This is a genomic window from Paractinoplanes pyxinae (genome assembly GCF_026626335.1).
GTDB lineage: Bacteria > Actinomycetota > Actinomycetes > Mycobacteriales > Micromonosporaceae > Actinoplanes > Actinoplanes pyxinae.
This window is the reverse complement of record NZ_JAPNTZ010000001.1, coordinates 64,732-84,784: the sequence shown is the minus strand read 5'-3', so window position 1 is coordinate 84,784 and position 20,053 is coordinate 64,732. Positions and strand designations below refer to the sequence as shown.

Sequence of the window (20,053 nt, the reverse complement as noted above, 5' to 3'; positions counted from 1 at the left end):
GCCGACTTTGTAAAGCTCGGAGCATATTTCGCGGAGCCGGAGGAACACCCTTGACCGAGGTCACCACCACCGGCGCCGACCTGCCCCGGCTGCGCGAGCTCAACTCGCTGAGCATCGTGCGCGCCCTGCGTGACCATCCGCCGTCCACGGTCACCGAGCTGTCCCGGCGTACGGGTCTCTCCCGGCCCGCCGTCGACGTGATCGCACAAGGCCTGGTCACCGACGGCTGGGCCAGCGTGCTCGAGCCCGGGGCCAGCAGCGCGGTCGGCCGCCCGGCCCGCCGCTACCAGTTCCGGGCCGGCGCCGGTCACGTGCTCGGCATCGACGTGGGCGTGCACAAGATACTGGCCCTGCTGGCCGACCTGGACGGCGCCATCGTGCACAGCGTCAGGCACGCGGTCGACGCCCAGGCCGGCCCCGAGGCCCGCCTGGCCGAGCTGGACGAGGTCGTCGACGCCTGCCTGACCGAGGCGGGCAAGACGCCCACCGACATCTGGGCTGTCACCGTCGCCGTCACCGGGGCGGTCGACTCGGCCGGCCGCACCACCTTCTTCACGCCGCTACCGGGCTGGAAGGGCGTCGATCTGACCGCCCACTTGGCCACCCACTTCTCGTGCCCGACCGTCATCGAGAACGACTGCAAGCTGGCCGCGCTGGGCGAACAGTGGAAGGGCGCCGCCACCGACGCCGACGACATCGTCTATCTGCTGGCCGGGCTGCGCACCGGGGCCGGCCTGATCATCGACGGGGTGCTGCGCCGCGGGTTCGGCGGGGCGGCCGGCGAGATCGGGGCGTTGAAGCACGTACGCTGGCTCGACGCCCCCCAGCACCTGCAGAACTGCCCCGGCGTGCCGGAAACGGTCAGCCCCGACGACGCCGCCGCCTGGGTCTTCAACGCCGCCCGGGACGGCCACAAGGCCGCCCGCACCGCGGTCAACCGCTACGTCAAAGACCTGGCCGTCGGCGCCGCCGCCCTCGTGCTCACCCTCGACCCCCAGGTGGTCGTGTTCGGCGGCGGCTTCTCCCGCTCGGCCGACCTGATGCTCGACCCGCTGCGCCGCGAACTCGAACGGCTGTGCCTGCGCATGCCCGAGGTGCGCGCCTCGACACTGGGAGCCGACTCGGTCGCCCTGGGCGCGTTGAAGCTGTCGCTCAACGAGGTCGACCAGCGCCTGTTCGGCGGCAGCCTCTCCGCGCCCGTGGCTCCCCGCCGGTAGTCAGGAGCCGACGACCGGCATCCAGTCCGAGATGTCGTCGCAGCCGCCGAAGGTCATGTTCTCGACCATCCGCTGCAGCGCCGGGTACGGGATGGACTCCCGATCGTCGACCAGGACGGTGATCCCGCACGAGCCGGCCTGGATCAGCATCTGGCTGCCGTCGGGATCCGGGAAGTTGCCGACCTCGCCCTCGAGGTACCAGGTCTTGTGCCCGGCGATGGTGCGCACCTGCCGCTGGGCGTAATCCTCCCCCCACGCCGTCATGATGCCGTTCATCGGCAGCACCTGAACGGTGAGCGGAGCGTCCCAGCTCGGGAAGAACAGGTCGGACTGCTCCCCGCCGCGGGCCGGATCACCGAAGGCGACGTTGGCGGACACCCCGTACTCGGCAATGTCTCGGCTCTCGAAGTAGGTGACCGGCAGATCGCGCGGCACCCAGCCGAACCGCACCGGCGCCCGGGCCGTCCGGGGGGCCGTCAGCCGTACGTTCTCGGCCAGGCGCAGCGTCGCGGCGCGGTTCGCGGCCTCGTAGACGACCACCCAGGCGCCGGACCGGTCCTGCCAGCCGACCGCCGTTCCGATCCGGTACGGCGCTTGTGACCCACCCGGCCCGTCGGACGCCACCGCTGACGCCGGCGCCTCCAGGTTCTTCACGTAGAAGGCCGGGTGGCCCTGCACGGTCACCGGCTCGCCCTGACGCAGGCGGGTCGGGTCGAACGTACCGGGATCGTGGACGGCGATCGTGCCGCCGCTGTCGTCCTTGGGCGTGCCCTTCGGCCGGGCGACGAGGATCTGGGTTCTGCCCTGCGTGCCGTGGGTCAGGGTGAAGTAGACCTTGCTGGACGCCAGTTCCAGGGTGAGCTGGTACGGCTCTCGGTAGTGGGTCAGGGGGCCGGCCGGGTTCGGCGGCGGGTCGGCGGCGTACGACCGGACCACGACCGGCGCGGCCAGCGCGAGAACCACGACGACGGCGACGGCGGTCACCGCGCGGATCCGGTTGCGGCGGCGAATCCGCTCGGCGCCGGCCCGAGCCTGCTCGACCAGCCCGGTGGCGTCGGGAGCGAGATCGGCGCGCTGTTCGAGGGTGCGGCGGAGCTCGTCGAGGCTCGTCACGAGAGGATCCTTTCGTTGGTCGTGGGCTCGTCGAGCTCGATCCGGAGTGCGGCCAGCGCCCGGCTGGCGTTGCTGCGCACGGTTCCCGTCCGGCAGCCGAGCACTTCCGCGATCTCCAGGTCGCTCAGGCTCTCGTAGTAGCGCAGCACGATCACCGCCCGCTGCTGGCGCGGCAACCGCATCAACAGGCGCCACAACTCATCGTCGGGTTCCGGATGCTCCGGCGCGCGCGGCGCCGAAGCCCCGTCCACCGCCTCCGGTCCCAGCGGCACAGTCCACACTCGTCGTCGCCGGCGCAGCGACAGGAACTCGTTGGTCACCATCCGCCGCACATAGCCGTACGGGTCCTGCACCGAACCGATCCGCCCCCACTTCACCAGCGCCCGGGCCAGCACCTCCTGGACGATGTCACGGGCCTCCTCCCGATCACCGCTGAGCAGCGCCGCATAGCGCAGCAACGAAGCCAGCCGCGCCGCCGCGAACTCCTCGAAGCTCATCCGTCCTCCCCGTCCGGTGCCCCTAGGCTAAGAACGCGTTCGGTGCGGAATCCGCTGCAGGACGGCGCGAATCTCGGCGGCTCGTCAGGCGATCAGGCGTTCGTAGATGGTCAGGTACCGGGCGGCCATCACGGCGGGAGTGAAGCGAAGGGCCGCCTGCTCCCGGCACTCACGCTCGTCGAGGGCGCCGGCGGCCCCGACCAGATCGCCGAGTTCGTCCTCGTCGGTGGTGAGCAGCCCCGTGCGGCCGTGCTCGACCAGTTCGGGCAGGCAGCCGCGCGCGATGCCGGCCACCGGTGTGCCCAGAGCCAGCGATTCCACCACTGCCGTACCGCCGGGCTCGTTCCAGCGCAGCGGGAACAGCGCCACCCGGGCGCCGGCCACCAATTCGTCGCGAGCCTTGCCCATGACCGAGCCGACCCAGCGCACCCGCGTGCCGTCCACGTGCGGCGCGACCTTCTCCCGCCAGAACGCGACGTCCGGATTGTGCGGATCGGCGGCGGCCAGATCCTCCGGGTTGTGGTAGGGCCCGACCGGACCGGCCAGAATCAGATCGAATCCCTTTCGCTGGGCCAGGCGGGCGGCGAGGTCCTGCCCCTTGCCCGCGGTGATGCGGCCGAGCACCACCGCGTACGCCTCCTTGCCCACCGCGGGTTTGCGGTCCGCCCCGACGGCGAGCGGGGTGGCCAGGTGCACATGGCCGACCGAGTGCCGGCGCAACGCCTCGGGAGCGTGGCTCAGTTGATCGGCCGAGACACCGTTGACCCGGACGTGACCGTCGATGGTTCCGTACAGCTCCGGGTGTTTCTGCAGGTCCCAGTGGAGGGTGTGCAGGCCGGGCAGGTTCAGGGCGGCCAGAGTCGTCAGGCCGGCCGCCTCGACATGGTCGTGCACGAGGTCGATGTCGCCGGCCGCGACCCGGCGTAGCACGGCGTGCTGATGAGCCGGCACCACACCGCAGACCTGGTTGTACGGGCGTTGCAGCAACGGGAACTGACCGTCCGGGAACACCGACACCCGCTCGTCGACCGAAAGCTCGCTGTCGCCGACCGTCGCCAGGACGACTTCGACACCGAGCGCACGCAGCTCCGGCACGAGCGTGGCCACCACATTCTCGATTCCGCCGTAGCCACGTGGCGGCACCGAGAGCCACGGCCCGGCGTTGACCAGGACTCTCATGCGGCGCGCACCGCCTGCCGGGGCAGGGTGCTCAGCGGCGGGCGTTCGCCGACACCGACGTCGGTCACCACGATGTCCCGGTTCAGGTGCGGCAGTCCGCCTCCGGCTCCGCGCTGGAACTGGGTGAGCAGGGTGGTCGGCGGCACGGGCTCGGTGACCAGGCCGCGGCGGTGCAGCCGGCTCCAGGCGGTCACCATGATCTGCGCCGACATCCGGCCCAGCGCGTCGATGCTTTGATGCCGGTGGTGGCGCTCGCCCAGGTCGACCTGGGCCAGGGCGTCCAGGCCGACGAGGTCAAGCAGGTCGATGAGCATGGCGATCTCCACGCCGTAGCCGGAAACGAATGGGATGCGCTCGAAGGTGGCGCGGCGGCCCGCGTACTCGCCGGCCAGGGGCTGGACGAAGCCCGCGAGCTCCGGCCAGAACAAGTTGATCAACGGCCGAGCGCCGAGCTCGGTGACCCGGCCACCGCCGTCCACCTCGACGCCTTCGGACTTGACGAGCGGCCGGTGGTAGAAGCCCTTGACGAACTCGACGGATCGGTCGGTGAGCAGTGGTCCGAGCAGCCCGGTGACGAAGTCCTGGGAAAAGTCGCGCAGGTCGCCGTCGACGAACGCGACGACGTCGCCGGTGGTGGCGGCCAGCCCGGCCCAGAGCGCGTCGCCCTTGCCCTCCATCCGGGGCAGGCCGCGAGTGACCTCGTCCTGGGCGACGACACGGGCGCCGGCGGCGCGAGCGACCTCGGCGGTGTCGTCGGTGGAGCGGGAGTCGACCACGAGGATCTCGTCCACCAGTGCCACCCGCTCGGCCAGGTGCCGGCGGATGACGTCGACGATGACCCCGACCGTGGCCTGCTCGTTGCGGGCCGGGATGACCACGCTGACCTTGGCGCCCTTCTTGGACCGGGCCAACTCCCGGGCCGTCCATTGCGCTGCGTTGCTGGTGCGGTAGGTTGCCCATGCCTCGACCACGGGTAGCGCGCTGACCTGCTGCATGTAACCCCCGAACATCCGTGATGAAGATCTTCCGGTGCCCGGTCGGACGGCGATCAACCTTGCCGTGAGGTGGCGAACAGGCGACAGCACTGTGCGGCAAAGAGGTCTGAGGTTTCGGCGCGGGCCGAACGGGGAGTTGTCGGCACGTCGATGGCCTTTCGCGGCAGGGGGATTCATGACGGTGGTACGGGTCGGGCTGGTCGGCGCGGGCGGGGTGGCCCAGCGGCACGCGAGGGTGCTCTCCGGATTGACAGATGTGCAGGTGGCCGGGGTGACCGACGTCGTGCCGGCCGCGGCGCAGGCGCTCGCTTCGGCGTACCGGACGAAGGTGTTCCCCGATGTGCCGGCGCTGCTGTCGGACGGCGTCGACGCGGTCTACGTCTGCGTGCCGCCCTTCGCGCACGGACCGGCCGAACGGGATGTGATCGCGGCCGGCGTGCCTCTTTTCGTGGAAAAGCCCATTTCACTTGATCAAGACATAGCGGTGTCGCTGGCTGCAGAAATTGCTGAACGTAGTCTCCTCACCGCTGTCGGTCACCACTGGCGATACCTGGCCATCGCCGATCAGGCACGTGCCGCGCTGGCCGGCCGGGACGTCCGCCTGGTCACCGGCGCCTGGCTCGACAAGGTGCCGCCGGTGGGCTGGTGGCCGCACCGCGACCGGTCCGGCGGGCCGGTGGTGGAGCAGGCCGCACACGTGCTCGACCTCGCGCGGTACCTGGTCGGCGAGGTCACCCAGGTCAGCGCCGTGGGCAGCGGCACTCCCCCGGCCGTCCCGGGGGCCGACATCGACGGCTCGACCGTCGCCACCCTGCGCTTCGTCGGCGGCGCCATCGGCACGCTCGCGGCCACCTGCGTGCTCGGCTGGAAGGAGCGCGCCGGGCTCGAGATCTACGCCGACGGGCTGGCGCTGTCCGTGGCCGAGGACGGGCTCACGATCCGCTCCGGGGACGACATCACCACCGTCCCCAGTGACCCCGAGTCGGCCCGGGTCGCGGTCGACGCCGCGTTCATCCGCGCCGTCCGCGGCGAGGAGCAGGACATCCGGGTGCCGTACGCCGAAGCGCTGCGCACGCACGAACTCGCGCTGGCCGTGGCCACGTCGGCCGCCTCCGGAAAGACCGTCGATGTCTGACCGCAACCTGATCGTCGCCGCCCCCGGACAGCTCGACATCGTCGCCGAACCTGTGACCGACGGCCCCTTCCGGGTTCGCACGCTCTACAGCGGCATCTCGGCGGGCACCGAACTGAGCTTCGTCAAGGGCACCAATCCGGCTCTGAACGAGGCCTTTGACCCCGTGCTGGGACTGTTCGGCGGCCCGCCCTCGTCGCCGTACCCGGTGCGGCGGCTGGGATACATGGAGGTCGGCCAGGTCGTCGAGAGCCGCACTCCGGCCGTCACCGAGGGCGCCGTCGTGGCGATGACGTACGGGCACCGGACCGGCTGGACCGGGGACCCCCTGCGCGATCGGGTCGTCCCGCTGCCGTCCGGACTGGATCCGCTGCTGGGCATCTATGTGGCTCACATGGGGCCGATCTGCGCCAACGGCCTGCTGCACGCGGCGGCCGACCTGCACGGAACGGCCGTGCGTGGTCTGGGGGACGGGGTCGCCGGCCGGCGCGTCGTGGTGACCGGGGCCGGGGTGGTCGGGCTCCTGACGGCGCTGTTCGCCCGCCGGCACGGCGCGGCTTCAGTGGTGGTGGTCGATCCGACGCCGGAACGGCGCGCCGTCGCCACGTCGCTGGAACTCCAGACGCTCGACCCCGCGGCCGGCGACCCGGCGGCGATTCTGAAGACCGCGTGGCGGCACACTGCGGACGACCGCGGGGCCGATGTGGTCTTTCAGTGCCGGGGCCAGGCCGCGTCGCTGCACTTGGCCCTGCGGTTGCTGCGGCCGCAAGGCACCGTGATAGACCTCGCGTTCTATCAGGGCGGAGCGGATGAACTACGGCTCGGTGCGGAGTTCCACCACAACGGGCTCGCCGTGCGCTGCGCTCAGATCGGCCGGGTGCCGCGCGGGCTGGCGCCGGTATGGGACCGCGAACGCCTGTCGGCGGAGACGATCGAGCTCCTGGTCGACCACGGCCCGGCGATCCGCGAGCACCTGATCACCGCGGTCGTGCCGTTCGAGGAAGGCCCGCAACTCCTGCGGGACCTCGTCGCTCGGAAGCGACAGGAGCTCCAGGCCGTGCTGAAGTTCTGACCGCGGCCGCCAGCAGATCGGTCAGGCGGGTCATGCCGCCTCCGCGGGCCGCCTCACGGAACGCCTCGAGCAGCTCGTCGCGCTCGGCCGGATCGGGCGTGTTCCGGCGTCGTTCCGTCAGGTGACGGCGGGCGCGGACCGCCAGCTGGCGGGCCCTGGTCTCGTTGAGGCCGAGCAGCTTCGCTATCTGCGAGAACGGGTAGCCGAAGGCCTCGCGGAGCACGTACACGGCGCGTTCGGCCGGCGTGAGCCGTTCCGCCAGCAGCTGCACCGCGGATTGCAGGGCCGCGGCGCGTTCGGCCTCGAGCGCCGGGTCGGCCGACTCGACCGGGAGGTCAGGCAGCCAACCGCCGGCGTGGATCTCGTGGCGGGCGTAGGCCGAGGTGGCCGCGTTGAGCGCGACCCGCGTCGTGATGGTGGTGAGGAAGGCGACCCGGTTGCGCACGGGCTCGCGGTCGGCGCCCTGCCAGCGGACCCACACGTCCTGGACGACGTCCTCGGCCTCGACGGCCCGGCCCAGCCTCCGGTAGGCGATCCCGAACAGCCGGGAACGGACGCTCTCGAAGTCCGCCAGCGCCTCGGGTTCCAAGGGGACGGTGGACGTGCTCATGACGATCTCCTCCGCTCGCGCTGCCTGAATGCCGGTAAGGGCAGCCTCGCCCGGGGTGGATCACCGTCGAATCCGCTGACTCGCCAGCCGGGTTGGCCAGTCACGGGCCACGCGACCGGCCACCTCGCCGCTATCCTCAGGACCGACGACGTGATCGACCGGAGCCTTGGGGTGCGGAATGACTGCCTCGCGGACCACCGAGCTCGAGACCCGCTGCGATCGGCTGAGGGCGCTGCACCGTCCGGGCGCCCCGCTGCTGCTGCCCAACGCCTGGGACGTGGCCACCGCGAAAGCCGTGGTCGCGGCCGGCTTTCCCGTGGTCGCGACGACCAGCGCCGGCGTCGCCGCCACGCTCGGCTTCGACGATCACGAGAAGGCGCCGGCCGGTGAGATGTTCGCCGCGGCGGCGCGGATCGCCGCGGGTGTCGAGGCGCCGGTGACGGTCGACGCGGAGGCCGGCTACGGCCTGGAGCCGGCCGAGCTGGTGGCCGCGTTGCGTGCGGCGGGCGCGGCCGGCTGCAACCTCGAGGACACCGACCATGCCGCCGGCGATGTCCGCGAGCCCGAGCGGCAGGCGGAGTGGCTGGCGGCTGTCCGGCGGGCCGCGCAGGCGGACGGCTACCCGCTCGTCATCAACGCCCGCATCGACGTTTTCGTCGGGCCGTTCGTGGCCGGGGCCGGCCCCGAGGTTCAGGCCGAGCTCGTGCCGGAGGCGGTACGCCGCGCGAACGCCTACCTGGCGGCCGGGGCCGACTGCGTGTACCCGATCCTGTTGTGGGAGGCCGAGGCTTTGCGCCGCTTCCTGGCCGAGGTCGACGGCCCGGTGAACGTGCTGCGCCTGCCGATGACGCCGTCGCTGCCGGAGCTGGCCGCGGCCGGTGTGGCCCGGGTGAGCTGGGGACATCTGCTGTACGGGAACGTGATGGCCCGCTTCACCGAGCAGCTCGCCTCCATTCAGGAGTCCTAGACCGCGCGGAGCTTGCTCTCCGGCAGCCGGCCGAGCTGGCCGCGCGAGGTGATCTCGAGCTTGGTGAAGACCTTGCCCAGGTGGTACTGCACGGTCCGCGGGCTGATGAACAGCTGAGCGCCGATCTCGGGGTTGGACAGTCCTTCCCGGGCCAGCCGGGCGATCTGCCCCTCCTGGGGAGTGAGCAGGTCGCGGGTGTCCACTGTCCGTTTGCGGGCGGCGCCGCCGGTGGCCAGAAGCTCGCGGCGGGCCCGTTCGGCGAACGCCTCGGCCCCGGTGCGGGTGAACATGTCGTACGCCGTCCGCAGGTGCCCACGGGCGTCGGCGCGCCGATTCTCGCGGCGCAGCCATTCGCCGTACACCAGATGCGCACGGGCCAGGTGGATGGCGACGCGGCTGCGAGCGAGCCGGTCGATCGCCTCGCAGTAGTTCTCCTCGGCCGCCGCGCCCTCGCTCACCAGGGCCGTGCACCAAGCCCGGACGCCGTGGGCCCAGTCCGTGCCGGCGGCGTTCGTCCGCTCCTCGAGCCGGCGCAGCGCCTCGGCCGCCTCGTCGAGGGCGCCGCAGCGGACCCCGGCCTCGATCAGCTCGACCAGCGCGAACCCGTGGATGCCCAAGTCGTCGTACTCGCAGGCGGTCCGGGCGGCGGCCAGGGCGTCCTCGTAGCGGCCGAGCCCGTTGAACAGCACCGCGGTCGCGTAGCCGTGTCCCCCGATCCCGCGTCCCTCGCCACGCGCGAGCACGTTCTCGAGACCCCAGGTCGCGTACTCCAGGGTCTCGGCCTCCGCGCCCCGCCATGCGGCCAGCAGCAGCGAGGAGTACCGCACCGGGGCGTTGCCGGTGGCGTCGGTGATCGCGATCGCCTCCTCGGCCAGCGACTCGGCCGCCGCGAACTCGCCCGCGTGCAGGTGCACGACGGCTCGGTTGCCCAGCGCCAGGGGCAGCGCGATGAGCGCGCCGGCGTCGCGGCAGAGCTGGGTGGCCCGGGTCGCCACCTCGTGCCACATCGTGTCGTCCCACAGGTCACCGGCGATCAGCCACGGCAGCCAGAACCACCGCATGAAGTCGTCCGGCTCCGGCCCGAACGCGTGCAGCGCCCGCCGGAGCGGCGCCACGCTCGCGACGTAGCCTTCCGTGAACCGGCTGGCCAGACCGTCGAGCAGCAGATCGACCGGACGGGGTTCGGGTCCTGCGGCCGGGGCGTTACGAGCGGCCGCGGCCACCTCGCGCGGGCCGACGTCCTCGTTGAGGCGACCGGCGAAGATGGCGGATCCGAGCGCTTCCAGGTACGCCTCGCGCCCCAGTCGCGGATCGAGCGGCGCCAGCCGGTCGGCCGCGTCGAGCAGCAGCGGCGGGGCGTCGGTGCCGCGCCGCAGGGCGAAGGCGATCTGGGCCCGCAGGCGGGCCAGCCGAGCCCGTTGCAAGTCGTCGAGGGGGCACAACCCCGCGATGGCGAGCAGCTTGTCGGCGGCGTCGGGCGCGCCCGACTCGAAGGTGGCCCGGGCCGCGGTGAGCGCGCGCCCGCCGCGGCGAGCCGGATCGGGGGTCAGTTCGGCCGCGCGTTCGAGGAAGGCGGCGGTCGCGGCGATGCCACCGCGCTGGGCCGCCCGTCCCGCCGAGAGTTCCAGCTGGGCGGCGATCTCTTCGTCCGGCGTGGTGGTCGCGTGCGCGCGGTGCCAGGCCCGGCGGTCGGGATCGGCGTCGGGGTCGGTCGCCTCGGCGAGGGCTCGATGCGCCCGCTCGCGGTCGGGCAGGGGCGCGGTGCCGTAGATCGCCGAGCGCACCAGCGGGTGGCGGAACCGCACCCGGCCCCGTACGTCGATCAACCCCGCGGACTGCGCGGGCGCCAGGGCGTCGGCGCCCAGACCGAGCCGGTCGGCCGCCCGCCAGAGCAGAGCCACGTCACCGATCGGGTCGGCCGCCGCGGTCAGCAGCAACTGCCGGGTCCCGGCCGGGAGCGAGTCGAGCCGGCGCAGGAAGCTCTGTTCGATCCGGTCGGCCATCGGCGACGCGTCGAGCACGCCGAAGCCGCCCGCCAGTTCGGTCGGCGTCAGACTCTGCGGCAGTTCGAGCAGGGCGAGCGGATTGCCGCGCGACTCGGCGACGATGCGGTCGCGGACGAGCTCGTCCAGGCGCCCCGGCAGCGCCGAATCGAGCAGGGCGCGGGAGTCGCTGTCGCCCAGCCCCTCGATCAGCAGCTCGGCCAGCCCGCCCAACTCCGGAACGTGGCTCGGCTCGCGGACCGCGAAGACCAGGCCGACCGGCTCGGCCAGCAGTCGGTGCGCGACGAAGGCGAGGGTCAGCGCCGAGGTCTTGTCCAGCCATTGCGCGTCGTCGACCACCCACAGCAGAGGCCGCTCGGCGGTCACCGCCGAGAGCAGGCCGAGCACGCCCAGACCGACGACGAACCTGTCCGGCGCCGGGGCCGCACTGAGGCCGAACGCCGCCGCGAGCGCGTCCCGCTGCGGCGGAGGCAGCCGCTCGCGCATGCCGAGCACCGGCGCGCAGAGCTGGTGCAGGCCCGCGTATGTGAGCTCCATCTCATACTCGTGGCCGGCCGCCCGCGCGACGCGGAAATCGGCGGCGCTGCGCACGAGGTGATCCAGCAACGCCGTCTTGCCCACACCGGCCTCGCCCCGCACCACCAGCACACGGCTCTGCCCCGCCCGTACGGCCGAAAGCAGTTGATCCAGGGCGTCGCGCTCGTTGTGCCGATCACGGAACGGTGGGCTCGTGGACATCGTCCCGGACGCTATAACCGCCGCCGACCAGCGTCAATCGGCTTGATCGGCAACGCTGCGGCGCCTTCAGTCCCACCCTTGCTGCGGGGTCGCGCAGGTGCCGCGGAAGACGTACTGCGACGGCAGCCGGCGCTGCTCGCTGGTCCAGTCGATGGGCGGGCGACGTTGCTCGGCCGGCAGGTAGCCGAGCCGGTACACGGCCATCAGCTCCAGATCGTCCGGCACCTCGAGCAGGCGGACGATCTCGTCCCAGCGGCCGGGCACCTCCATCGGGAACGAGACGAACTGGATGCCCATGCCGATCTCGACGGTGGTCAGCCACAGGTTCTCCATGGCCGCGCCCATGCTGAACACCGAGTAGAACGAGGACAGTTCGCCCGGCCGGTACTCGGACCGGTCGAGCATCACGCCGAGCAGCAGCGGGGAGCCCGCGACGAGCTTGCGGTTCTCCTCGCCCAGGGTCTGCGGCACGCGCATGGCATTCATGATCTTCTGCCCGCGACTGGTGAACACCTGGCTGGTGAACGGGCGCAGCGGCGCGGGCAGCCGGTCGAACAACATCCCGTCGCGCCGGCGTTCCATCTCTTCCTTGCTGAACCGGAAGTAGGGCTTGTAGCGCTCGAAGAACGTGCCGTTGGACATCGCCTCGGTCATGCTCTCGCCGCTGATCCGGGCGATGGCCTCGATGGCCGGGCGGTCCTCGACGATCACGAACCGCCACGGCTGGCTGTTCAATTGCGACGGCGCCCGCCCCGCGACCTCCATCAGCAGCCGCTGGTGTTCCTCGGAGACCGGATCGGGCAGGAATGCGCCATTGGTGGTCCGGCGCCGGCGCACCACATCGAGAAACTCCATCAGTGACTCCTCCAGACAGAAACGAGAGCGGCCGCGTACGCCGGGGCGGCCGACCCGGCCAGCACCGCATGCCGGCGGAGGCGGCCACCGGCGTACGGGAGAACGGCCAGCGGACCGAGCGCCGGCAGCAGGGCGAGACCGGCCGGCCGGCGCTCGAGCACACCGGCGGCGACCGCGATCACGGTCAGCGAGGCCGTCGCCGTGAACAGGGCGTGATGGACCCAGCGGATGCGCGAGTTGTCGACCACGCCCGCCGCGACGGCCGTACCGAACGCGGCGTTGACCACGTAGCTCGTGGCGGCCGCGGTGACCAGGGTCCGGGTCATCGATCGTCCCTCTCGCACTCGAGCAGCAGGCGTTGCGGAAACATCGGCGTGACCCGCCACCCCGGCGGGACGGCGGCGCGCAACTCGGCCGGCCGGTAGCTGCGGCGGATGGAGAGCAGCCCGTCCTGGTGGACGAAGGAGCGCCGGGCGAACGGCAGCGTGACCGCCGCGTACAGGCCGTAGCCGGCACTCGCCCGGGCGAGGTCGTTGTGGAGGACCAGGCGGCGGGACAGGGCCCGGCTGTCGGCCAGCAGGGCGGAGAGCTCGCCCGCGTCCAGGTGGTGCAGCAGATGGTTGGAGATCACCACGTCGTACCGGTCACCCCGGGCGACCAGGTCCGCGCTCGACGCCTGCTCGAAGCGCACCCCGGCGTCCGGCAGCCGGCGCACATGACGCAGGGCGCGCCCGTCCGGGTCGATCGCCGTCGTCCGCAGCAGCAGCCGGTCACGGGCCGCCCATCGGGCCAGCGCGCGCGAGATGTCCCCACCGCCGAACCCGACGTCCAGCAGCGTGGTCGGCCGATCGGCGTCCAGCAGCGGCCGGATCCGTCGCCGGTAGAGCCGCCGCCAGCCCGAGACGAGCCGGTTGACCGCGGTGAACTGGCGGTAGGTCCGTTCGAGCCGGTCGAGGTCGCAGCCGGGGTCGTCCATCAGCTCCAGCGATTCGGTGTCCCGCCGGGCGAGCCCTGGACCCATGGTGTCGCTCTCCTCTCCGGTGGATCATCCGCGCCGACCTGGTTACCCCCTCACCCGCCGGGAACGCATCGAAACGCGTCCCCGCTGACACAATGGCCTCCACGACTCGGCGAAAGGACGCTGGCGATGGCGTACGGGGTGGTCCTGCGGCCCGATCCGGCGGTGTCCCGGCAGCTGATCGCGCTGTCCCACGAGATCGGCGCCCCCCACGACCCGCTCATGCTGCTCGGCGACCAGGCCCCACCCCACGTGTCGGTCCTGCACGTCGACATTGCCGCCGACGAGGCCGAAGACATCCGCGCCGCCACCGCACCCCACCGCGGCCACATCTTCACGGCCAAAATCATCGGCCTGCTGTACGCCGTAGTCCCACCCGGCGACTACTACGTCCCCACCGGCGGCCACTACTACGGCCTGGAAATCATCCGCACGCCCGAGCTGGACGCCCTGCACCAGCAGTTCCTGCGCCTGGGCCACCCGCCGCTGGGCCTGGTGAACGAGGACTACCGCCCGCACATCACCCTCGGCGTCACCGCCCGCCCGCCGTCCGCTCCCCCGTTCGCGTCCGTCCCCACCGGCGCCCTGCGGCTCACCATGGCCGGCGGCCCGGTCGGCCCGTTCGGCACCTTCCCCGACCTCACCGACGCGTAGAACACTCGGCGTACGCGTCCGGGTCTCGATGATCGCGAACGGTCCACCCAGGCCGGCGTCGGCACGGTGACCCTTTCGCGGCCGCCCCGGCACGTCGATGGCCACGGAAGAGAAGGCCCAAGGGCCGAAAGAGGTCCGCGATCTACGTAGAGAAATTCGCTTCGTCGGCAACTCGTCGGCCTCATTTGAACGCCGGATCATCGAGGATATCAGCGCGTACGATGAATATCTGCGCCGCATTGGCATGATCATCGGCGAGCAAGGCCCAAGCGTCCGAGTCGACAACTCTGCCGAAGTGCCTTACTACGATCCAGCTCGACAAGAAGTGCTGATCAGCGAGAAACATGCTGAAGACACAACTTTCATCCTTGTTCTTTTCACACATCCGCTGCTGATGTCGTACGCCGGCCGCGATCAATCTCAGCTGACGGCAGCAGGAAGAGCCGTAGAGTGGGCCCTTGCTTTTTACCTGGCCTGCAGTTTCCGCGACAATCCTCGCACTGGGCGTGTCGACCTGTCCTCCGGCGGCTCATTGCAGTCGGCTTCTTCCATCGATGAGATCGGAGAAGCCTGGGGATCGGCCTTTTGGCATATGCGTACCAATTAGGGTCAGGACGTCGTCGATCCTCTTCTGCTGAGCGCGTGGCAATCCGCGAGAACTTTCGGTCGAGCGAAGAAGGCGACGGACCTCGCGAACGCGATCGTGGATGAAGCCGCCCGCAGAGGCGTGGCGAGTGGGCGGGTTGCCGACCTGCTGGTTCAATGCGGCGTCTCCCGTAAGGAACGCCGAAGCCTGGCATAGGACACTCGCGGAGGCGGACCGACCCTCCGACCCATCGCCATGACATCTGAGAATTGCCGGTATCCACCTGATCACGACAGGAGTCATGACGTGGCGCGCCGCGAGTTGATCGACCGCTGGCGTACGGGGATCCTGCGCACGGAGGTGCTTCGGCGGCTGGGCGACGGCAGCTCCCTGCTCGACCTCGAGCTTCCCGTGGTGGACGGGCTGCTCGACCTGCGAGGGTTTCCGGCCGGCGGCCTGGACTCGCAGGCGCCAACGATCGCCGGCATCGATTTCCGGTACGCCACACTGGCCCACGCCCACCTCGAGGACGTGCGGTTCAGCGGCTGCCGTTTCGACGGGGCCGACCTCGCCCGGGCCGTGTTCACCGACGGGTCGGTCAGCGACTGCACGATGGTGCGGGCGACGCTGACCGAGACCCTGCTGGCCCGTACGACCTGGCAGTCGATCGACCTGACCGGAGCCAGGATGAAGTACTTCTCGGCCGAGAGCACGTCCTTCGCCGGGTGCACGTTCCCGGCGCTGCCCAAGGCCGAGTTCGCCGGCTGCACCATCGAGGATGCGGTGTTCGCCGGCGCGCTGACCGAGACGCGCTTCCTGGGCCGCGCCCACGACAGCGCGGTCCTGCGCCGGGTGACCTTCCGCTCGGCCGACGTGACCTACCCCGAGTTCGACGGGTACGACTTCGAGGACGTCACCTTCCCGCCCGGCGACACGCTGATCGTCGTTCCCCGCCACTTCCGGGCCGTGGCCGAACGAGCGGGCCGGCTTTCCTCGAGCCGCAGCGACCAGGTGGGTAAAGACCTGCGGCGGTTCCTCTCCAGCGAGTCCCTGCGGCCCGGCCTGCGGGAGACGGCCGGCTGGGCCACGGCCCGCCACGTGCTCACCGACAACTACGAGAACGGCGAGGAACTCGCCGACTTCGCCGCCACCAAGCTACGTGAAGCCCAAAAAGTTTGACCTCCGCCGCCGGCCACGACCACGTCGGGGCGCCCGCCGTCGACCCCGAGGCCGGCCCGGGCGAATGGCCGGCCGCCGGTGTCGTACGCCGGTCAGCCTCCGGCCGGCGGTCGCCAGTCCGCGTAGCGGGTCATCGAGCGCAGGGCCACTCCGGTCGGGACCAGACGCATCACCGTGTCGCGGGCCGCGACCGCCAGCCGGTTCTCGAGTTGCTGGCCGAACCGGCCGATCAGCCGGGATGCGGCCGCGACCCGCTGACTGCGTGGACGCCGCTCCTGGTCGTAGCTCCGCAGTCCGTCGGGCCGGCCCGCGACGGCGGCCAGGACGACGGCGTCCTCGAGCGCCTGGTTGGCGCCTTGGCCGAGATTCGGGGTCATCGCATGCGCGGCGTCGCCGAGAAGGACGACCCGGCCCCTGACGTACGTCGGCAACGGCTCGTCGAGGCACGCCAGCTCGTCCCGCAGCACGGCACCGGTGGCCGCGATGAGCGCCGGGATCGGCTCGTGCCAGTGCTCGAACCGGGGGTCGACACGGTCCGGCGCCCGGCCGGGCGAGGCGTTCACGGCCGCGTACCAGTAGACGCGGCCGTCGGCCAGCGGCACGATCCCGAATTCGGCGCCGGGCCCCCAGCTGATCGCCACGACGAGCTCGGCGCGCCAGGCGTCGGGTGTCACCCCGCGCCACGCGGTCACCCCGACCGGCTCGGGACCGGCCGAGAGGGGCCACAGCTGCCCGCGTACGGTGCTGCGGATGCCGTCGGCGCCGACCACCAGATCGGCATCGATCCGGCCCTCGTCGCCGGCGCAGCGATAAGTGACCTCACCGTCCGCGCTGACGCCCGTGACGTGGGCGCCGGTGCGCACTGTGACACCGGCCGGCTGGGCTTCGAGGAGGATGCGGTGCAGCTGGGCTCGGTGTATCCCGTACGCCGGTGTGCCGAGCACCTTTTCCAGCCGGCCCGCTTCGACCCGAGCCAGCCACCGCCCGTCCCAGCGACGAGTGCCCCCGGACCGGTCGGCGATGCCCGCGCCACGCACGGCCGCCCCGAGGCCGAGCGCGTCCAGGCACCGCAGCCCGTTCGCCTGCAACACCAGGCCGGCGCCCGCCGGGCGGAATTGAGCAGCGCGCTCGAGCACGGTCACCCGCCAACCCGCCCGGCCGAGCCCGGCCGCCGCGCTCAGTCCCCCGATGCCGCCACCGACCACCACCGCACGAGGCGCCATGACTCGCTCCTTCTACAGGCGTAGAAGCGATACTACAGATGTAGAAGGGGAAGGGACACCGTGCCTGCAGATCGTTTTCAGTTGCTCACCGACACCGCGATCGACGTTCTCGCCGCGGGAGGCATGCGCGGCCTGACCCACCGGGCCGTCGATCGCCGAGCCGCCCTGCCCGAGGGAACCACGTCGGCCTACTTCCGGACCCGCAAGGCGCTCATCGAGGCGGTGGTGCGCCGCATCGCCGAGCTCGACCGTGCGGACCTGCGGGCCGGGCAGCTGCCCGACCGGGCCGGCGGCGACGCCCCGGCTCTGACCGACGTCGAGTCGACTGCCGCCTCGATCGCCGCGGTGCTCGACCAGTGGATGGACGAGGGGCGCAACCGCACTCTCGCTCGCTATGCCTGTCTGCTCGAGGCCACCCACCATCCGGAGATCCGGACCATCCTGTCCTACGGCGACGACTCGCGAGCCCAGTCGGCGGCGATGCTCGCGGCCGCCGGCGCCCGGGATCCGCGCCGGGCCGGCGACCACCTCGTCGCCTGCATCGACGGTCTGCTGTTCGACCGGCTGGCCGGCGCGGGCGCGCGCACCGCACCGCATCCCGGCACCGAGGCCAACCGCGCCGACCTCACAGCCGCTGTCAGCACGCTCCTGCGCGGATTCATCGCAGCACCCTGAGCAGGCGGACCGCCGCGGGACCGGCCCGACGGTTCCCTACCGATCAGGCCGGACGGTGAAGCTGGTCCGCGGCGGCGAACTGCCGGCGGATCAGGGCTCCGGCCTCCTGCGGCGGGAGCGGGCGGTGGAAGAAGAAACCCTGGCCGATCGCGCAGCCCATGTCGACCAGGGCGGTCGCCTGGTCGGCCGTTTCGATGCCCTCGGCCACCACGCTCATCTTGAAGGCCTCGCCCAGGTGGACCACCGCCTCACACACCGAGCGGGCCTCCGGGTCGTCGGCGATGCCGGTGACGAACGAGCGGTCGATCTTCAGCACGGTCACCGGCAGGCGGCGCAGGTAGCTCAGGGCCGAGTAGCCGGTGCCGAAGTCGTCGACCGCCAGCTGGATGCCCAGGTCCCGCAACGCCTGCAGGCGGCCGATGGTGAGCGGGTCGGCCTGCAGGATGACGCTCTCGGTGATCTCCAGGGTCAGCCGGTCGGGCGGGAAGCCGGTCTCGGCCAGGATGTCCTCGACGGTCGTGACCAGGTCGGCCTGGGCCACCTGCTTGGGCGACAGGTTCACCGCCAGCCGGAGCGGGCCGGCTCCCGGCAGGCCGGCGCGCCAGCCGGCCGCCTCCCGGCAGGCTGCCCGCAGCACCCAGGCGCCCAGCGGCACCACCGCACCGGTCTCCTCGGCCAGGTCGATGAACTCGCCGGGGCCGAGCAGGCCGCGCACGGGATGGTTCCAGCGGACCAGGGCCTCGACCGCCCGCACGTCGCCGGTGGCCAGCGCGACCGCCGGTTGGAAGTAGACCACCAGCTCGTTCCCGGCGACGGCGCGGCGCAGCTCGGCCTCGCGGGCCTTGGTGTCCATCACGTCGGAGTAGTACTCGTACCGGCCGCGCCCGGCCCGCTTGGCCGCGTACAGGGCGGTGTCCGCCTGCTGCAGCAGGGTCTCGCCGGAGGCGGCGGGATCGTCGCGGACCGCCACGCCGATGCTGGCCTCGACCATGAGCACGTGCTCGCCGAAGACGACCGGCATGCGCAGCTCGTCGAGGAGCCGGGCGGCGACCGGGCCCGCGGCCTCCCGCGTCGGCAGACTGTGCAGCAGGACGGCGAACTCGTCCCCGCCCAGGCGCCCGGCCAGGTCGCCGTCCCGGATCACGCGGCGCATGGCGTCGGCCGCGGCCACCAGCACCGCGTCGCCCGCCTCGTGGCCGAAGGTGTCGTTGATCGGCTTGAACCGGTCCAGGTCGATGAGCAGCACAGCGGTGTGCCGGCCGGGCCGGATCGGCTGCCCGGCCAGGTGGTCCAGCCGCTCGGTGACCAGGATGCGGTTGGCCAGGCCGGTCAGCCCGTCGGTGACGGCCATCTCGCGGTTGTCGCGCAGGGCGTGCGACTGGCGGGCCATCACGAGCAGGGTGAGCACGGCCGCCCCGAAGATCATGCCGCCGTACGGGTTGATCGGCAGATGCGACGACTGCACGGCGAGCAGAACGTAGGCGGCGATGCTGGCCGCGTACGGGAGAAGGAAGACCGCGTTGCGGTCCCGCCGGCGCGGCGCAGGATGCCGCGGGCGGCGGTACTGCTGATCGGCCGCCAGCACCAGCAGGAAGCAGCCGGCCAGCCACAACAGGTCGGGCCAGGATCCGCCGGTGAACCCGCCGTTGAGCTGGATCCAGGCGTACGACACGTCGGCCGTCACGGTCAGGGCGATCGAGCCGGCGAGCAGCCGGACCGGGGCCGGCACCTCGGGCTGGTGACGCCGCAGCATGGCGGTCGACATGGCCAGGACGAGCAGCAGGTCGCCGATGGGCAGGGCGGCCGTGAAGGCCCGCTGCCACCCGGTGAGGTCCGGCGCGTTGAGGATCGGGCCGAGCAGCAGGTACCAGATCGCGATGAACCCGCCGGCGCCGACGATCAGCGCGTCCAGCGCCAGCTTCTGCCGGTCGCGCCGGCGCCGGTGCTGGCCCGGCAGCATCAGCAGGCCGGCGAACATGAACGGCGAGAACAGCAGGAAGCAGTAGTCGGCGGTGGAGGGGTAGGCGGTGGTGTGCAGGAAGTGGGACTGGACGAACCACGAGCAGTGCGCGGCCAGCTGGCAGCCGAACGCGATGGTGATCACCCGCCACGCCCGCCGGGTCCGGGGCTCCTGCCGTCCGGAGACGGCCACCCGGACCGCCAGCACGGTGAAGGCGAGGGCCAGGGGGACGTACGTGGCGTCCGTGACGAGCGTGCGGACCTCCGCGCTGCCCCACCCACCGACGTACCAGGTCTGCTGGACCGCCAGCAGAACGGCGCAGACGAGCACGCACGCGGCGCTCGCCCGACCGGTCCGGACCCAGGTCAGCATCACTGATC

The 20,053-nt window shown here is 71.9% G+C and carries 19 protein-coding genes; 8 read left to right on the top strand and 11 right to left on the bottom strand.

What is annotated here, in order from left to right; genetic code table 11:
• Positions 1-50: 50 nt before the first annotated feature.
• The gene (locus tag OWR29_RS00435; RefSeq protein ID WP_267560169.1) at positions 51-1,217 is read left to right on the top strand and encodes an ROK family transcriptional regulator; all 1,167 of its coding nucleotides are present in this window, start codon (positions 51-53) and stop codon (positions 1,215-1,217) included.
• Here OWR29_RS00435 and OWR29_RS00430 read toward each other — a convergent pair whose 3' ends face one another.
• The 4 genes from OWR29_RS00430 to OWR29_RS00415 form a co-directional block, all read right to left on the bottom strand.
• Positions 1,218-2,330 (bottom strand): hypothetical protein, encoded by a 1,113-nt coding sequence (locus OWR29_RS00430; protein WP_267560168.1) that lies wholly within the window; start codon positions 2,328-2,330, stop codon positions 1,218-1,220. It lies immediately after the preceding gene.
• The gene (locus OWR29_RS00425; RefSeq protein WP_267560167.1) at positions 2,327-2,827 is read right to left on the bottom strand and encodes a SigE family RNA polymerase sigma factor; all 501 of its coding nucleotides are present in this window, start codon (positions 2,825-2,827) and stop codon (positions 2,327-2,329) included. The genes OWR29_RS00430 and OWR29_RS00425 overlap by 4 nt, the downstream gene beginning before the upstream one ends.
• Positions 2,828-2,911: 84 nt before the next feature.
• On the bottom strand, positions 2,912-4,006 hold the full coding sequence (locus OWR29_RS00420) for a glycosyltransferase (protein WP_267560166.1): 1,095 nt from the start codon (positions 4,004-4,006) through the stop codon (positions 2,912-2,914).
• Positions 4,003-5,016, bottom strand: a complete 1,014-nt coding sequence (locus tag OWR29_RS00415; protein WP_438872543.1) for a glucosyl-3-phosphoglycerate synthase — start codon at positions 5,014-5,016, stop codon at positions 4,003-4,005. The genes OWR29_RS00420 and OWR29_RS00415 overlap by 4 nt, the downstream gene beginning before the upstream one ends.
• A 160-nt stretch (positions 5,017-5,176) precedes the next feature.
• Between OWR29_RS00415 and OWR29_RS00410 the strand changes: the two genes are divergently transcribed.
• Entirely contained in the window at positions 5,177-6,136 is a 960-nt protein-coding gene (locus OWR29_RS00410) for a Gfo/Idh/MocA family protein (protein ID WP_267560165.1), read from the top strand.
• Entirely contained in the window at positions 6,129-7,205 is a 1,077-nt protein-coding gene (locus OWR29_RS00405; RefSeq protein WP_267560164.1) for a zinc-dependent alcohol dehydrogenase, read from the top strand. Before OWR29_RS00410 ends, OWR29_RS00405 begins: the two co-directional genes overlap by 8 nt.
• Here the strand turns inward: OWR29_RS00405 and OWR29_RS00400 are convergent.
• The gene (locus OWR29_RS00400; RefSeq protein WP_267560163.1) at positions 7,111-7,815 is read right to left on the bottom strand and encodes a sigma-70 family RNA polymerase sigma factor; all 705 of its coding nucleotides are present in this window, start codon (positions 7,813-7,815) and stop codon (positions 7,111-7,113) included. The two genes, OWR29_RS00405 and OWR29_RS00400, sit on opposite strands and share 95 nt — an antisense overlap.
• Positions 7,816-7,993: 178 nt before the next feature.
• Between OWR29_RS00400 and OWR29_RS00395 the strand changes: the two genes are divergently transcribed.
• A complete protein-coding gene (locus OWR29_RS00395) occupies positions 7,994-8,782 on the top strand; it encodes an isocitrate lyase/PEP mutase family protein (RefSeq protein ID WP_267560162.1) in 789 nt (262 codons plus the stop codon).
• Here OWR29_RS00395 and OWR29_RS00390 read toward each other — a convergent pair.
• From OWR29_RS00390 to OWR29_RS00375, 4 genes are all read right to left on the bottom strand, one after another.
• Positions 8,779-11,523, bottom strand: coding sequence for a helix-turn-helix transcriptional regulator (locus OWR29_RS00390; protein ID WP_267560160.1), 2,745 nt, complete (start codon positions 11,521-11,523; stop codon positions 8,779-8,781). The two genes, OWR29_RS00395 and OWR29_RS00390, sit on opposite strands and share 4 nt — an antisense overlap.
• Before the next feature lie 66 nt (positions 11,524-11,589).
• Complete coding sequence (locus OWR29_RS00385) at positions 11,590-12,378, bottom strand: nitroreductase family protein (RefSeq protein ID WP_267560159.1); 789 nt, start codon at positions 12,376-12,378, stop codon at positions 11,590-11,592.
• Positions 12,378-12,704 (bottom strand): hypothetical protein, encoded by a 327-nt coding sequence (locus tag OWR29_RS00380; RefSeq protein ID WP_267560158.1) that lies wholly within the window; start codon positions 12,702-12,704, stop codon positions 12,378-12,380. The genes OWR29_RS00385 and OWR29_RS00380 overlap by 1 nt, the downstream gene beginning before the upstream one ends.
• Positions 12,701-13,399 carry a methyltransferase domain-containing protein gene (locus OWR29_RS00375; protein WP_267560157.1) on the bottom strand — a complete coding sequence of 233 codons (699 nt, stop codon included), beginning with the start codon at positions 13,397-13,399 and terminating at the stop codon, positions 12,701-12,703. The genes OWR29_RS00380 and OWR29_RS00375 overlap by 4 nt, the downstream gene beginning before the upstream one ends.
• Positions 13,400-13,525: 126 nt before the next feature.
• On the opposite strand from OWR29_RS00375, the gene OWR29_RS00370 reads away from it, so the two are divergent.
• The 3 genes from OWR29_RS00370 to OWR29_RS00360 all read left to right on the top strand — a co-directional run bounded on the left by OWR29_RS00370 (position 13,526) and on the right by OWR29_RS00360 (position 15,815).
• On the top strand, positions 13,526-14,050 hold the full coding sequence (locus OWR29_RS00370) for a 2'-5' RNA ligase family protein (RefSeq protein ID WP_267560156.1): 525 nt from the start codon (positions 13,526-13,528) through the stop codon (positions 14,048-14,050).
• Positions 14,051-14,147: 97 nt separating this feature from the next.
• Positions 14,148-14,657: a hypothetical protein gene (locus OWR29_RS00365; protein ID WP_267560155.1), complete on the top strand. Its 510-nt coding sequence runs from the start codon at positions 14,148-14,150 to the stop codon at positions 14,655-14,657.
• Positions 14,658-14,942: 285 nt separating this feature from the next.
• A complete protein-coding gene (locus OWR29_RS00360) occupies positions 14,943-15,815 on the top strand; it encodes a pentapeptide repeat-containing protein (protein WP_267560154.1) in 873 nt (290 codons plus the stop codon).
• A gap of 92 nt (positions 15,816-15,907) precedes the next feature.
• On the opposite strand, the gene OWR29_RS00355 is transcribed toward OWR29_RS00360, so the two are convergent.
• Positions 15,908-17,038 (bottom strand): FAD-dependent monooxygenase, encoded by a 1,131-nt coding sequence (locus tag OWR29_RS00355; protein WP_267560153.1) that lies wholly within the window; start codon positions 17,036-17,038, stop codon positions 15,908-15,910.
• A 60-nt stretch (positions 17,039-17,098) separates the two neighbouring features.
• Here OWR29_RS00355 and OWR29_RS00350 point away from each other — a divergent pair, with 60 nt between their 5' ends.
• A complete protein-coding gene (locus OWR29_RS00350) occupies positions 17,099-17,713 on the top strand; it encodes a TetR/AcrR family transcriptional regulator (RefSeq protein WP_267560152.1) in 615 nt (204 codons plus the stop codon).
• Between the two features lie 43 nt (positions 17,714-17,756).
• On the opposite strand, the gene OWR29_RS00345 is transcribed toward OWR29_RS00350, so the two are convergent.
• Positions 17,757-20,045, bottom strand: a complete 2,289-nt coding sequence (locus OWR29_RS00345) for a putative bifunctional diguanylate cyclase/phosphodiesterase (RefSeq protein ID WP_267560151.1) — start codon at positions 20,043-20,045, stop codon at positions 17,757-17,759.
• Positions 20,046-20,053: the final 8 nt, after the last annotated feature.